Origin of the sequence: Okeania sp. SIO2F5, assembly GCF_010692685.1 — a bacterium.
In the GTDB taxonomy this organism is placed as follows: Bacteria; Cyanobacteriota; Cyanobacteriia; order Cyanobacteriales; family Microcoleaceae; genus Okeania; species Okeania hirsuta.
This window is the reverse complement of sequence record NZ_JAAHGU010000043.1, coordinates 19,059-33,959: the sequence shown is the minus strand read 5'-3', so window position 1 is coordinate 33,959 and position 14,901 is coordinate 19,059. Positions and strand designations below refer to the sequence as shown.

At 35.7% G+C, this 14,901-nt stretch carries 11 protein-coding genes; 4 read left to right on the top strand and 7 right to left on the bottom strand.

Translation table 11 applies throughout. The features are described 5' to 3' along the window. Positions 1-24 precede the first annotated feature (24 nt). Positions 25-1,014, bottom strand: coding sequence for a glycosyltransferase family 2 protein (locus F6K27_RS15670; RefSeq protein ID WP_287275588.1), 990 nt, complete (start codon positions 1,012-1,014; stop codon positions 25-27). A 91-nt stretch (positions 1,015-1,105) separates the two neighbouring features. Beyond that, the gene (locus tag F6K27_RS15665) at positions 1,106-2,038 is read right to left on the bottom strand and encodes a hypothetical protein (protein ID WP_287275586.1); all 933 of its coding nucleotides are present in this window, start codon (positions 2,036-2,038) and stop codon (positions 1,106-1,108) included. 256 nt (positions 2,039-2,294) lie between these two features. Here F6K27_RS15665 and F6K27_RS15660 point away from each other — a divergent pair, with 256 nt between their 5' ends. Both F6K27_RS15660 and F6K27_RS15655 read left to right on the top strand, forming a co-directional pair. Next, positions 2,295-3,503, top strand: coding sequence for a glycosyltransferase family 4 protein (locus F6K27_RS15660; RefSeq protein WP_287275584.1), 1,209 nt, complete (start codon positions 2,295-2,297; stop codon positions 3,501-3,503). Beyond that, a complete protein-coding gene (locus F6K27_RS15655; protein ID WP_287275583.1) occupies positions 3,500-5,116 on the top strand; it encodes a hypothetical protein in 1,617 nt (538 codons plus the stop codon). The genes F6K27_RS15660 and F6K27_RS15655 overlap by 4 nt, the downstream gene beginning before the upstream one ends. Before the next feature lie 880 nt (positions 5,117-5,996). Here F6K27_RS15655 and F6K27_RS15650 read toward each other — a convergent pair. Further along, positions 5,997-7,424, bottom strand: a complete 1,428-nt coding sequence (locus tag F6K27_RS15650) for a pentapeptide repeat-containing protein (protein WP_287275582.1) — start codon at positions 7,422-7,424, stop codon at positions 5,997-5,999. Continuing rightward, positions 7,425-7,580, bottom strand: coding sequence for a hypothetical protein (locus tag F6K27_RS15645; RefSeq protein WP_287275581.1), 156 nt, complete (start codon positions 7,578-7,580; stop codon positions 7,425-7,427). Positions 7,581-8,194: 614 nt separating this feature from the next. On the opposite strand from F6K27_RS15645, the gene F6K27_RS15640 reads away from it, so the two are divergent. Further along, positions 8,195-9,010 (top strand): ion transporter, encoded by an 816-nt coding sequence (locus F6K27_RS15640; RefSeq protein ID WP_287275579.1) that lies wholly within the window; start codon positions 8,195-8,197, stop codon positions 9,008-9,010. A 251-nt stretch (positions 9,011-9,261) separates the two neighbouring features. On the opposite strand, the gene F6K27_RS15635 is transcribed toward F6K27_RS15640, so the two are convergent. From F6K27_RS15635 to hetZ, 3 genes are all read right to left on the bottom strand, one after another. Continuing rightward, positions 9,262-11,652, bottom strand: a complete 2,391-nt coding sequence (locus F6K27_RS15635) for a DUF3488 and DUF4129 domain-containing transglutaminase family protein (RefSeq protein WP_287275577.1) — start codon at positions 11,650-11,652, stop codon at positions 9,262-9,264. Between the two features lie 287 nt (positions 11,653-11,939). Next, positions 11,940-12,998: a hypothetical protein gene (locus F6K27_RS15630; RefSeq protein WP_287275576.1), complete on the bottom strand. Its 1,059-nt coding sequence runs from the start codon at positions 12,996-12,998 to the stop codon at positions 11,940-11,942. Further along, the gene (gene hetZ / locus F6K27_RS15625) at positions 12,991-14,157 is read right to left on the bottom strand and encodes a heterocyst differentiation protein HetZ (protein ID WP_287275657.1); all 1,167 of its coding nucleotides are present in this window, start codon (positions 14,155-14,157) and stop codon (positions 12,991-12,993) included. The genes F6K27_RS15630 and hetZ overlap by 8 nt, the downstream gene beginning before the upstream one ends. A gap of 96 nt (positions 14,158-14,253) precedes the next feature. Between hetZ and F6K27_RS15620 the strand changes: the two genes are divergently transcribed. After that, positions 14,254-14,733, top strand: a complete 480-nt coding sequence (locus F6K27_RS15620; RefSeq protein WP_287275574.1) for a hypothetical protein — start codon at positions 14,254-14,256, stop codon at positions 14,731-14,733. Positions 14,734-14,901: the final 168 nt, after the last annotated feature.

Below are 14,901 nucleotides of genomic sequence, written 5' to 3'. Positions count from 1 at the left end.
AAAATTCTACCAGTTATTTCCAACTTAAGTAGTTGCTTTTCTAACTCGGTCTGCATAGTCTTGAGGACGAAATTTCCTAAAACTTTGCAAAGCAAATTGTCGTAAATTTAGGGGTAGGTAAGATAATACTAAAGCAAATCTAGTCTTGAATGAAGTTCCTAGCATTTGGCTTGATTCTTGTAATAACTCTCTCCCTTTAACACTTTCACCCTTTTCAATTAATCTAATTCCTAGATTCTGTTTCGTATCTGCTAACTTAAATAAACGTGAATTTTCCAACTTCTGATCATCAAATTTATAACTATTAATACAGAAAGTTTTAGCAGATAAAAAGTGAATATCTTGTTTTAAACTGGTTTGACGGTTATGAAAACGATATTCCATGAGATATTCTGGAATAAAATATCCAACTTTTCCGATTACTGCTAATCTGACCAGCAAATCAAAGTCTTCACATCCATCTGCTTCAGGCCGCATATAATCAACTTCTTGTAGGCAAGAACGACGAAACAAAGTTGAACCCACCTGCAAACTTTGGTATTGAAATGTTTCTTTAAGCAAGTTAGGGATAATTCCTTGCTCCAACTTATCCTTTCCCCACTTAGCCGCATTCTCTCTCGTGGCATCTTCCTCCCGTTCACTTTTTTCATTAATAACCCAATGACTTGTACAGACAAAATCTACATTTTGCATCTCATCTAATACTGCCACAGTTTTCTCTAAAAATTCTGGAGTCAAGGCATCATCATCATCAAATTTGATAAAATAATCTCCTGTAGCAGCATCAAAACCAGAACGCATATTTTTACTACGTCCAATATTTTGAGGATGCTGAATATAGTGAATTCTAGAGTCATTCCACTGACTAACTACTTCAGCAGTATTATCTTTTGAGCCATCATCAGTTATGATTAATTCAAAATCATCATAAGTTTGGTTCAAAACACTATTTACTGCATAAGGCAGCAAATTAGCTCGGTTATAAGTGGGAATACAAACGCTAACTTTTGTCATAATAAATTATATATTTGATGAAATAATTTTAATAGATAATTAACCTGGTCTTGAATGATAACTAATGGTAATTTTTTTGACTGATTGTTACTTAATTCATTAAAGATTCTGTGCCGGGAATATGACCAAATATTCGCTCTGAATATTCAAATATTTCCCGATTAAAAAACTTCTTGTATTGAGGATTATCGACTACTTTTCGCCATCGGTTTAAGACATCCATTGATGTTGCTTTGCCATCAAATTCTTTTCCTTCAAATGAACTACCTCCACCAAAACTCGTTACCATATCAATTCCTGCATCAGAAAATTCCATTTGGAGTTTATCCGCAATATTTCGCCGATATTCAACATCAGCAAACCATTGATTATAATTGACACAAACTTTGTTGTGCTTGAGATAATTTGTTTCTCCTAAATATTCTTTTGCATAATCTAGCCACAAATCAATCATGGTTTTATTCGGAGAATTTACTGATAAAAAATATGCCACCTTAGAAGATATCTTTAGTCTACTTGCAAGCAGATTAAAAGGGTCTCTAATAATAAGTATATCGTACCTAGTAGCACTTTTTCCTAAGTATATATCGTGGTTACGTTCAAATTTATCATTTGCTATCTGCTCCAGGGGAAAATATTCATAGCTGTAAATCAAACAATCTCTTTTAATAAAATTTCCTTTAGCTTGTTGGCGGTTATGTTCTATTGCCCATTTATGTTCTGGAAATTTATCTCGTAGATTTTCATACTTGTACCGATAGGGGTTTTGATTAGCTAATACATTATTAATAAATCCTACATCACCATTCTGTTGACTTTTAACCCAGTTAATAATGGCATGATTCCCACTGCGTTTCATACCTGCCACTCGAATTTCCTTTTGATTAACTATTTCTGAAAGTTTGTGTTGCTGGGTAATAATTCTGATAACATCTTCCAGATTATGTGCTACAAAACGCTTACCTTTCTTCAAGGCTAGATTTGGTTTTTTTAATGCCTTAACTATATTTGACTTTTCCACCATAAAATCTATTTGTAAAATTAAAATATTTAAAATCTAACTAAAATTAATAATATAGTAATTCCCAAAAAGTGGCAGGTACAAAATTCCTTGGTTTTAGGGAGTAGGGAGTAGGGAGTCGTAATTCTCGTTCCGTAGGAATCGATAAAGAAGAAAAACAACTGTACCTCATTAGCTTGGGAAACGCTATATAATATTGCCATTAAATATAATAAATTACCTGTATATAAAGAAAAATCTAGGGGAACTTACAAACTTTATGCAAATCTTAATGCTTTCCTCCACCTTTCCTTATCCTCCCAGTCGAGGTGGTACGCAAGTTAGAACTTTTAATCTACTCAAATATTTGAGTCAAAAACATTCTGTTACTTTATTAACACAACTGTCTCCAGATGTCAATGATTCAGAAATAGATTCATTGCGATCTTATGTAGAAGAGTTGGCCGTATTTCCGCGCCCCCAAGAACCAACAAAAGGAACATTAGTAAAACTAAGACGTTTTAGTAATTTTCTGATTGAAGGTACTCCACCAAGTGTTCTTTCAATATATTCGCCAACAATGCAAAATTGGGTGGATGAGTTTGTGGCAGCAGGTAAATGTGAGGCCATTACTTGCGAACATTGTGTGAATGAAATTTATATTCGCCCTCAATGGCAACAACAACTAAAAACTCTAGTTAATGTCCATAGTTCGGTTTATGGTACTTGTAAGCAACAGTTAGAAACTGGTACAGCAGAAAAACCATTGCGAGATAGACTGAATCTTCCCTTACTGCTTCGTTATGAAAAACGCTACTGCTCAAAATTTTCCTGTATAGTCGCAACAACTGAGGAAGATGGGAAACAACTGCAAGAGTTTAACCCCAATAGTCAAATATCAGTTATTCCTAATGGGGTAGATTTTACTCAGTTTCCCTATCGAAGTAACGACCCAGGGGGACATCAATTAATTTTTGTGGGAGCTATGGATAATTTTCCTAATATTGATGCAGTTCGCTTTCTGACTTTGGAAATATTACCTAAGGTACAAGAGCGTTATCCTGATACAACTTTAGCTCTGGTAGGGGCGAGACCAGTACCAGAAGTGCAGGAACTTTCAACTCGCCCAGGAGTAAAAGTTACAGGTCGCGTACCTTCAATGGCAGAATATTTACATCAAGCGACTGTTTGTGTGATTCCGATGCGTACTGGTTTTGGAATTAAAAATAAAACTTTAGAAGCAATGGCAGCAGGTACGCCTGTTGTGGCCAGTGACCGTGGTTTAGAAGGTCTAGCAGTTGATGGTGCAAATACACCACTAAAAGCATTAAGAGCAAATCAAGTAGCAGAGTATGTAGAGGCCATTAGTCGCTTATTTGAGGATGGGCAGTTGAGACAAACGTTGTCAGAAAATGGGCGATCGCTGATAGAAACGGAGTATACTTGGGAAGTTCAAGGTCAGCGCTATGAGCAGGTATTGCTAGGATGATGAAAAGGAAGATTCAAGGTTCCAAAGTCAGTTACAATCAAGCTAAGTTTCCCAAAGTTGCTAAAACAGCTCAGAAATCTTATTATCCTAGAAGTAAGAAAACTCTACAAATTAGCCGGATAACTTCTGCCCCTAAATCTAGGCATCAGAGGAAATTATCTAAATCTCAAAAGTTTTCTTTAAAATCCTTACCTTGGAAAAAATGGATTGTTGAATGGGCAGGGGTAAGTTTATTATTTGGTGGCTCTGGTGTCATGGCAATGGGGGCATGGATTAGTGTAAAGTTAATTTCCGATCCGAATGCTATAGTCTGGTTTAATCAATCATTACCACAGTGGACTCAATTTTATATATCCGGGAATAAATCTTTGCAAACTCTTGAACAAATTAAAGGTAGTATCAAAGAGGGAGGATTTAGTACCGGAGAAACTTTTTCTCTTCCTAGTACAACAACAGATTCTGGTTTAGATGTATTGGTGCCAGTAATGAAGCAAATTGATTCAAGAGCTTCTTTGCCCTGTGAAACTCCTTGTCGGGAATTAGTAGAGTTGCGAGTCTATCAATCAATTTTATCTGTTAACCAAAGAGAAGGCAGTAAACCATATTTTCGATTAGTTAATACTTTACCACTCCAAGGTCCTGCTGAATCTTTTGTAATTTCATCTACTATTGAGTCTACCTCTGCTCCTCAAGGCTCAAATCAACCTTTACCTGTAACAACAGTACGTCGTTTTCAAGGCAAAGTTCCTGCTGCCGGAGTTTGGTTTACTGTCAGTGGTCAAAGATTACAAAATAATAAAGCTATTCCTTATGGGCAAATTGTCAATTACAACCCCAAAAAAAATTACTTGAGTTCAATGTTGGAATGGAAAAGTGCTGCTGGTCAAGCTCCCATCTGGCAGGAAATGACGGGAGGAGGAGATCCAGAGTTGGTGGTTGAGCAAACTGTGGGATTAGATCCTGATTTTGATATTTATTGGATTCAGCCACGAAAGTTTATACTTAATCCGATTGAGTTAGAGAAAATTTCTCTTGACGAAATTCCTATTGCAGATAGCTATTATAAAGATACCTTGAGATTAGCTCGTAATGGTTTATGGTCTGGTGCTTTTGCTTTAATTCAACCTTTGCGAAAGAATTTAATGGATGAATCTCAATGGCCTGAAAAAGCACAAGCTCAATTTGATTTAATTAAATTTCATGCCAAGATTACAGAAGCTCAGGCGATCGCTTCTTGGGCAAGTCCAAGTCAAAAAGTTTTGGCTGGTTTAATTGATGGTCGTTGGCAAGAAAGTCTAAGTGTGTTTGAAAATAATTTGAGCAGCACTTATGAGATTGGTAAATTACTGCAAAATGATACTGGTCGTCTGCGCAACCGAGTTGATGCTGCTTTAAGGGTAAATCAAGCTGAAACTAATGCTATTGCTTGGGGTGCTTTAATTGTGGCAAGTCAAAAGGGGCGAAGAAGGGCAACGTCGTGGTTAAACAGGCAACCTCAGACTAGCAAGGAGGCAAAGGAAAAGATTGGGAAGTTATTGGATCAACTAGATGCTGCTTTTGCTAAGAAGGAGACTATACAACAGCAGAGAATTCAGCGAGGAGGGTTGTTATGAAGTCAGAAGTCATTTCAGTTATCAGTTATCAGTACCTCATGGAATAGGGAGGCTACGAAAATACTGAAGTTGATTTTCTCTTGGTCGATTGGATATGGCGCAGGTTTCTGAGCCATCCCACCCTACGGGAAGCTGCGCTAACGGCCGCTTTTTCATCCCCTTAAAAGGGGAAGCTATTTACCTTACTTTTTGGTCAGGAGTCAGGAGAAGAGAAAAAAGTATATAGATACATTTTTGGTAGTAGTGTATTGTAATTATTTTGGTTATGGAGCATGAGAGTGGGAGCATCTTGCTCCCTTAAAGGTGTTGAGCATTTCCATCTATCTGAAGTCTAAAGTTAAACTTGCAGTACGGAATAAATTTGTCAATTTGAGAGGAGCGAGAATGTCCTAATAATAATGGCGACTGCTGTAATATTTCTATCAGGACTTAAGCAAAAGCACTACATATAGTAGATAAAAACTATAGCACTATGGTATATGTAGTGTTTTTGTTGGAAAAATGCGTAAGTTCTGTCTATAATATTTCTCATATCAAGTCCGCTCGGGTTCGGTATAAAAAAATTTTCCAACTGATGCGCCATTGCCACATCTTTCTTTATCTACCCATCTCTTCAAACTTCCCACCCTCTTTATCTAATTACACGGGGTTGCACATTATGGAATGATGCTGCCAAAAATTGGCTCGGACTTTGACTAAAAAAACCATTAACTAATCATTTTAGTAATTCCCCAATTCCAAATTCAGGCATCCAAAATCTAGAATCATTCGTCACTGTGCAACGCCAATTACACTGATGTACCGGATTTGATACATTACTATGAAGGGCGACCAAACTTTTTAGTTGGGTTTCCTTTGTCAACCCAACCTACTATTTATATTATTCGTGGGTTGAACCGTCTGGCATTATTGCGCCTTTTAGGTTAGCTTTTTCCAATAATTCTCCACCTAGTTTAGCATCAGTTAAATTTGCACCAGATAAATCAGTAGAATATGTTATAACTGCTCGTAAGTCTGCTGAAATTAAGTTAGCTCCTCTGAGTTTTGCACTATTAAGATTTGCATTACGAAGGTCAGCTTTTGTTAACTCTGTTGCATTTAGTTTAGCTTCTCGCAAATTTGCATCTCTTAAACTTGCTCCACTCAAATTTGCATATCTTAAATCAGTTTTATCTAATATTGCTCCGTCTAGATTTGCTTCTCTTAAATCTGCTCCACTCAAATTGACTCCCCTTAAATCAGTGCCTGATAAATTTACTCCTCTTAATGAAACATTAGGAGCAAGAAAATAAACACCCAATTTAGTATAATTAAACCCTTCAGGAAAAACAGTTGCTTCACTACAAAGTGCTTGGTTAATTTTTACCATTTGTACCTTTGCTCCTTTAAGGTTTGCGTTTAACAAATTAGCTTTACTTAAATCAGCTTGACTCAAATTTACATTCGTAAAATCTGTATTCCTTAAAAATAAGCCACTAAAATTTGCTTTTGTGAGATTTGCACCACTGAAGTTGCTTTTGTTTGGTGTTTTAGCTTGGCTAAAATTAATTCCACTCAAGTTAGATTTAGTAAAATTTACCAAACATAAATAAGTTTGACTAAGATTCACATTTCTAAACTTTACCTGTTCTAGATTTGTAGAAACCATTCTTGCTTTACTTAAATCAGTATTAATCAACTTAGCTTGACTGAGATTCGCTGAACTTAAATCAGCTTCACAGAGGTTAGTATTAATCAACTTAGCTTCACTTAGGTTTGCCGAATTTAACTTACTTTTAGATAAGTCAGTACCTCGAAATTTTGCACCTGTTAAATTAACTGATTGAAAACTTGCTCCACTCAAATTTGCACCATTAAAATTAGCATTACTCAAATTTAATTTTGAATCATCAAAAGACTTCCCACTCAAATCAACACCAGACAAATTAATCCCAGTAAAATCTCGTTCTCCCTCACTATATCTACGCAAAAATTCCTCAGCACTAACCACAAGTTCTTGACTTTCTTCTTCCTCCTCATCTTCATCTACCATCATCGAAATATCCTGAAATTCCATTTCATTCTCATCAATAACTCCAGGCAAATATCCCTCTTCTTCTTCCTCCTCATCTTCATCTACCATCATCGAAATATCCTGAAATTCCATTTCATTCTCATCAATAACTCCAGGCAAATATTCCACCTCATCCAAACTTTTCACACTTGCTGCAAATCTGCGATTAATTTCTGCTTCCTCCAAAACTTCAGCATTATCAAAACGGTTAATTAATCCTTGAATAATTTTTATATCCGTCGTCCGAATACCCACTTATCGTTCCAGACTTTCCTCGCCAGAAGCTAAAAAATTATGACTCCCCACAAAAGCAAACTTCTCATCACACACCAGAAAATTTTCGTGAGTTCCTAACAACTTCAACCGAAATAGACCAGGATAACTTTCTTCTAATTCTTGTAAATCTACCAAAGCATTATATTTCCAACCTTTGCCAATATTCGAGCGATCGCCTAAATATCCCCAACCAATATCTATCTGAAAATTGTGGTTTAAACAATCCTTGAATTTCTTCAGTAAATGTCGATCAATACTATTACATTTTAACCAAGGAAAAACAATAATTAATCGTGCTTGAACTGTTTCTAATGCTTCGATTAATACACCATAAATATCAGTACAGTCAAATACTAATTTATTTTGATATTATTCAGTTTTTTGCCAACTATCCGGAGATTGATCTTGAGTTTCCGTAGTCGATTTTATGGGATTATTTAAAGCTAATAATTCATCTAAACGTAGAGTTAAAGCAACAAAATTTTCCTGTAAATTTTCGATATCTTGTGCTTCCGGTCGATGATTAAAATTTTCTATTTGCTCGTCTAAAGTATGTTTTAACTTAACAACATATTTTTTGAGAGTAACTTGTTATTTTTCCAGTTGTGAAACCTTGGCAACTAGAGCAGATAAATTTGATTCTAGGTCAGACATAATTAACTTGTAGAGACATTGGCAGATTCATTGTAAAACATTATAATGACAATTTAGTTTGATAGTTACTGCTCTCAAGCAGAAGATGAGAAATTATGTTACTTGAACTCACAAAAAAAAATCTAGCATTTTATTTGGAAGATATTGAAACTCCTATCGGTAAAGCTATTAACTTTATTCTGCTATTTTTGATTTTATTTTCTTCAGCTATTTTTGTTGCCGAGACTTATCCAATTCCAGAGAATATTTTTATTATACTAGAACTAATCAATGATGCTATTTTAGTGTTTTTTGCCGTTGAATATTTACTGAGATTTTGGTGTGCAGATCAAAAAATCAAGTTTGTTTTTAGTTTTTTTTCTATTATTGATTTACTGGCAATTTTACCTATTTTTCCAGGTTTTTTAGAACTGAGTTTTATTAGAATTATCAGATGGTTCCGAATTCTAAAATTAATTCGATTTCTCAAATTCAAAATTTATATTTTTCAGATTAGTACAGAAGATGGAGTGATTTTTGCCAGAATATTATTTACTTTATTTACAATTATTTTTATCTTTTCTGGCTTGATTTATCAAGTAGAGCACCGCGTAAATCCTGAATCATTTAAGAATTTTTTAGATGCTGTATATTTTTCAGTTGTTACAATGACAACTGTTGGATTTGGCGATCTAATTCCTACTTCAGAAAGTGGTCGTTTATTAACCGTTTTAATGATATTAACAGGTATTAGTTTAATTCCTTCTCAACTGGGGGATTTAATTAAACAACTGATAAAAACAACTAAAAATATAGAAAAATCATGCAGTGGTTGTGGTTTTTCTATCCACGATATAGATGCCAAATTCTGTAAAATATGTGGTACAGAGTTAGGCATTTATCAAATAAATAATGTCAATGAAAAAAAATAATAGGGTCGATACATTGAAGAAGACAGAAGGCATTCACCCTATTCCCCAGGGTCAATTTATGATCACTAGAGAAAAATTGATAGGGAGATGAGGAGATTCTTATTCACAAGCAAAACCTTGTAGAGACCTTCCATGGAAAGTCCCTACTGTGGTCTACCCAAATAAAAACTGCTGTAAGTCTTAACCTGCTCATTCCTTCCTATATACATGAGCGAGCGTAGTTTTTTAGTAATCACCCTCTTCTTATTCCTTTAATTTAACCTACGCCTAATACTTCGCTTTAAACTTCGGAGTAAATTTTTTAATCTAGTTAAATTAACTTCTTTACTACCATAACGCCATCCCACATAAGCTTGAGAAATTTCTTCAATTATTTCTACTTCATTTATAGAATGATATTCCTTAATAGCTTGAGTATATTCAAAAGGTGTCTGAAAATGATGTTTAACTAATCCCTTACTCGCCATCAAACTCAACATTTGTTGATATATACTCTCCACTGGAGATAACTTAGCTAACCACCGACCATAACGCCATCCTCGCCAAAATATATACAATAACCAACCCAAGAAAGCCAAAGAAGTAGCTAAAATTAAACCAGTAAATATGCCTTGCAAACCTTTAGAAAACAGAGCAAAAAACCAGCTAATAATTGCCAATACCCAACGGAATATTCCACCAATAAATCTCTCTAAAAAACCAGTTACAGGAGAAGGTAACCAACCAGCTACCCACTGCCAAAAAGTCATTAATGCACTAAAAGTTTGATTTTTTTCAATAGAAGGAGGAGTTAAAGGCATTCCCGGAATAGGATTAAAAGCAAACCATCCATACCCAGGGAAATATACCTCTGTCATCATATAAGCATCTGTATTTTTAACCACATATAAGCCAGTAAAAGGATTAAATTCTCCTGGAGAATAACCCGCTACTAATCTTGCCGGGATGCCAATAGAACGTAACATTATTGTCAATACAGTAGAAAAATGGTCGCCATAACCGCCGATAATTTTTTCCCCTTCCGGGCTATTTTGATAACCAAATAAAAATGCTGATACTAAATCTTCACCTTCAACAAAAAATGGAGGTTCTTTTTGCAGTTTATAGTTAGGATTTTGTTTGAGATATTGGGATAAATAAAGTGCCTTTTCATAAGGTGAAGTAATGGGATTACTTGATTGAGCAACTTTATTTTTGTTCGCTAATATCTCCTCTGTTTTTTGTCTTACCTTTTCCGCAATTTCTGGAGGAATTTGTAAATAATACTTGCTGATACTTTCTGGATAATTTGTACCTGCTTGATTTAAAATAGTACGGTCTCGATAAGGAACATCAGAAATTACTGTGTACGTTAAACCTTCCCTAAGTTCAAGAGGAGAACGCAAATTACCATCAGGATCTATGGCAATTTTTTCAGTGGGAAAATATACTTCCCTTGCTTGATATAAAGCCGGAATTAAATTCGGCAACTGAGAAACAATTGTGTAGCTTTGAATTACTTCTCTAGTTTCATTTTCAAACCTATTCCTCGGCCAATTAACATAAAATTGGTAAGACCAACGAGGGCGATTTAAAGTAAAAGAATTATCATTCCGAGAAATTTCCCAACCTTCACCTGTATACTTATCAAAAGCTAAAACTCGCCAAAAACCTTCAGCTTGCGACCTCACCCGCATCACAACTTGAGGAACTAATTGTCCGCGTAAATTTTGATTAATTTTAGTATTAAATCCATAGTAATAAGTATTATCTAAAGTTCCTGGACCTGATTCTTGATTAGTTCCACTTCCTCCACCAGAATCATCTCCATCCCCTCTACCTTGACTAATATAACCAGGATTTGTAATAGTTCGCCCATCAAAATTTTCTACATCAAAATTAATTGGGGCACTAACAGGAAAAGTTCGTACTTGATAACCAGGTAATCTAGGTAAAAGAGCAAAAATTCCTAGACCTAATCCAATAATTACTAATAATAATATTGTTAATCGCTTGGGAGATAAAGTAGCATTTAATAAAGATATTTTCTTCTGCTTTTTCTTAACTTCTGATGTTTTACCTATAATTCTGGACTCTAAACCTAACCTAGACCTATAATCTAAAATCAGGCAAGGAATAGCGATCGCTATAAACAACAGCAACACTGGGCCATAAGTTAAAGTTTGACTGATAGTACCTGCGACCCCTAACAAAATTAGCCCGATAGTCATCGAATAACCCAAGTCTTTCCGTCTAGGCAAGTCAAAGCTATGTAAGACCTGAAGTTGAATCAAGAATTCCCCCAATACCAGTCGCGTATCACTCAACTCAGTAACTAACCTACCCAAAAAATCAGCTAACGCCAATAACATTCCGATCGCCAAACAAAATTTAGCTGGTATGTTTCGTTTGTAGCGGTTATACCAACTCCAAATTGCCCCTATAATACTTAATGGAGCGGCCCAAGCAGTTAAAGGAAGTTCGTCTGTTGCTACCCCGGCGGCTACATCTACAGCAATAATGCCTACTATAACTAACGCCTGTACCATGACTCGCAATAGAATAGAATTTTCAGGAACAGGTTTAGGTGCTGCTTCTATCTGTCGCCATAGAGGTCCTAATAGAGGAAGGTTTCGCACTTCCCAACCAAAAAAATTAGACATAAATTTTGGTAGATGCTTTTCAATAATTAATAATTAATAATTAATAATTACCTTTTCTTTAAAAGGAGAAGATTGACGAACAGGAAAACTTTTATTTATTATCCCCTTAAAAGGGGAAGCTTGATACCCAAATTTTCGGTCATAAATTAAATTGTAAAACTTTGAAAGCATAGGCACGTTATATCATTTCACTAAAGTCAGAAGTCAAAAGTTATGACTTACAAGAAAATTTATAAGTCAAAAGTCAGAAGTGATATTAATGGAACTTAAAACCTCTACTCTACAGTCTAAACTGTTCCCTGTTCCCTGTTCCCTGTTCCCTCTTGAAGTCTAACAACAAATTTTAAAGATTGCTCCCAGTTGAGGAATTTAATAATTAGCTGATATGTTTGATCTGGTTGTGGGTCAAATAGCTCTACATATAGAGTACCTGCATCTAAACGTTGAGCAGTCGCTTCAACTCCTCTTCCTTGAAGTTGTAAACTTGCCGCTTCAGGTAGTTGACCTTTAATCCTCAAACACGCAGAAGAAGGATCTTCAGGAATATAATATTCAGCTTCGATGGTAAGATACCCTAGAGCGGTTTGCCATTCTCTTTTTGTTACCGACTGATTTAAATGACAAGTCAAACTTAAAGATGAGATAATTTCTTGGGCAGCGAGCAAAGACAACAACATCTGTTGTTTTTGAGTTGCAGTGTTATAAGCAGTAATATGATTGGAAATCAATTCTCCATCACGGGTTCCACCTACAAGCACTAAACCAGCTAGGTCATTTAAAGATTGAGATTGATTTGGGAACAAACGATCCACTGCTCTAACCAATTTACTGCCGGGGAGTAAATCAGATGGTACTAAATCCTGACAAGATTGTAAAAGTTGAGCAAAGACGGTCTCCGTTAAGGGTATATTTAACTTGCCCCACTTAATATTGTTCATCTGTGATGCCCACAAATTAATATGGGAAAACCAGTTATTTACCTCTACGTCTGGATATTCAGCATCGTAGTTTACCAGATTATTTTCCCAAGGAAATCGTGGGGGTTTAGCTTCAATCTTGGCTTTAAGTCGTTTTTGTAATACAGTCTCGAAACGATTATACACGGTTGGTACTTCTCCGGGTGTAAGTGGCTGACTTTCGTAATCGTAGGGGTAGTCAATTTCTTCAGAATCAAGTGGGTCTAATTCTTCCCACTCTAACTCCTGCACCCTGACTTCTTTTTTTCCATTCTCAATCTTGTTTTGATTTTGCCCTACATTTGATATTTCCTTAGAATTTGGCCCTAATAACCAGTCAAAGAAATTATCCTCGAAAGTTTCCACCTGTTTATTCGTTTCGTTATTCATCAGTTGATGCACTCGCTCCGGAATTTGAATGATTTCGTAATTCCCAGGCAAGTTCGAGTAACTTGTGCCACTTCTTCTTCACCTGGTTTACTTTACGACCTAAAGTCTTCGCGATCGCCTCGTCAGAAAGACCTTTATGCTTCAAATCTAGCAAACTTTTCTGTTCTGCGTCAATTTGGTCATGTAGAGCTGTCCATTCTGTGGGGGTTAAGCCTAAATTATGCTCTAAGTCTGCTTCTAACCATTGATGAACTAATTCCCACCTATGTCCCATGGCAAATTTGAGCAAATGATACTTAAAGCGTTGCTGCAAATAATCCCTTTGTCTGGGAGTAAGATTTAAAATAGATTCTATTTCCCCAGTTGATAAGTCTTGTAAACGCAGTGCAAAGTAGTCTGCACAGTCTTGCTGCTGACGTTCCTCCAGATAGGCCATAAGTTCTTCTATTACCACCTGGCGCAGAGAACCTATATCATCATCTGTATCCTGTCGTGCGGCCATTGCTTCTCGCACTTGTTGGATAGATCCATCATTCCATGTCTTATCTGAGTCGCTAGTTGTTCCCTCTGCTGCTTGGTCAATATCTACAGATGTTTCCTTTGGTTGTTGATGGGAAAATGTTTGAGCACGCAGAATGATTAATTGTTGACTACGACCACCAGACAAAGGTATGCGTCTTTTGCCATAACGCTCTGTAAAGGCCATATACTCTGCTAGTTCTAATAATGTATGGGGAGTGTACATTATTGGCAGCTCAGTTTCTCGTCTAAAAGCATTTAAAGCTTCCAGATAAAATTGTTGTAAAAAGTCTTCGATTAGATTTAATCTTGCCTGATAACTTGATTGTATTTGAGGAGGAGTGATATACCTATAAACAATTGCACTTAGACTACTATGTAAATGTATTCTTCCTTCTCTAGAACCAAGCTTGTAGTAATGTAGGCATTGTCTCAGACGATGTTGAGCTAGGTTCTTTGCCCATTTACTTATTTCCCCGGAAGCTTGAATTCTTTTGCTTTCTATGCAAATTCTTTCTACTTCTTGTTTAATACGCTCTGCTACTGATTGGCAATTTTGCCTTGATGCACGAGTAGATTGCTGAAATTCATCTAGCAAGAGCTTTAAATTTTCTTCGCTAACTTGGCAGATTTCCACCATCATTGTATTAATAAATTAACCACTAATAATTTTTTTCTATTCATTACACATACACCCTGATTTCATACAATTTCTGAAAAGACTAAATAATAAATTATGGACTTAGATCAACAAATCCAAACACTCATTAAAAATTCACCTCAAAATGGCAATACAGCAGAAGTTGTTGAAGCAATTACACCTGCCTTGAAACTTTTAGCTCAACAATTACAACATTTAGAGTATTATATTTTGCAAACTGACGCGCAAAATTGGGTTTTGACTACTCTTGGTCATCGTAATAAATCTGAATTAGAAAAACGTGTTATTTACGCTTTTCCTACTCAAAAAGATGCTTCATCTTCTATTGTAGAGGATAATGTAGTTGCTAAACCTGTTCCAGTTGTTTACATACTTTTCCAAATGATCGCAATTGAACCTTTAGATAGCCTTGTATTTTTTGAGCATCCTGGGAATTTAACAACAGCTACAGAAGTTAAAAGAGAGGATGTCCAAAAGCTGATAAGTATATATCTCCAACAGTATCAGGCATCCTCTCATTCCCACTCTAGCAAAATTCCTCCAGATATTGCTTAAGATGTTGAGATATTCTCACAATTAAGGGAACAGGGAACAGGGAACAGGGAACAGTGGCAAAAGTTTTTCTCTGTCTCAGGTTCATCATCAACATAAGTACTAACCAACTCGTTCCTTGCTATATTAATTAATAATTTAACTACCTCAAATAAACAGAGAAAATCGAAT

What these genes read in the sequence shown, in the direction of transcription:
- F6K27_RS15670 (WP_287275588.1), bottom strand. Translation starts at nt 1,014, where the DNA reads ATGACAAAAGTTAGCGTTTGTATTCCCACTTATAACCGAGCTAATTTG.
- F6K27_RS15665 (WP_287275586.1), bottom strand. Translation starts at nt 2,038, where the DNA reads ATGGTGGAAAAGTCAAATATAGTTAAGGCATTAAAAAAACCAAATCTA.
- F6K27_RS15660 (WP_287275584.1), top strand. Translation starts at nt 2,295, where the DNA reads ATGCAAATCTTAATGCTTTCCTCCACCTTTCCTTATCCTCCCAGTCGA.
- F6K27_RS15655 (WP_287275583.1), top strand. Translation starts at nt 3,500, where the DNA reads ATGATGAAAAGGAAGATTCAAGGTTCCAAAGTCAGTTACAATCAAGCT.
- F6K27_RS15640 (WP_287275579.1), top strand. Translation starts at nt 8,195, where the DNA reads ATGTTACTTGAACTCACAAAAAAAAATCTAGCATTTTATTTGGAAGAT.
- F6K27_RS15635 (WP_287275577.1), bottom strand. Translation starts at nt 11,652, where the DNA reads ATGTCTAATTTTTTTGGTTGGGAAGTGCGAAACCTTCCTCTATTAGGA.
- F6K27_RS15630 (WP_287275576.1), bottom strand. Translation starts at nt 12,998, where the DNA reads ATGAATAACGAAACGAATAAACAGGTGGAAACTTTCGAGGATAATTTC.
- hetZ (WP_287275657.1), bottom strand. Translation starts at nt 14,157, where the DNA reads ATGGTGGAAATCTGCCAAGTTAGCGAAGAAAATTTAAAGCTCTTGCTA.
- F6K27_RS15620 (WP_287275574.1), top strand. Translation starts at nt 14,254, where the DNA reads ATGGACTTAGATCAACAAATCCAAACACTCATTAAAAATTCACCTCAA.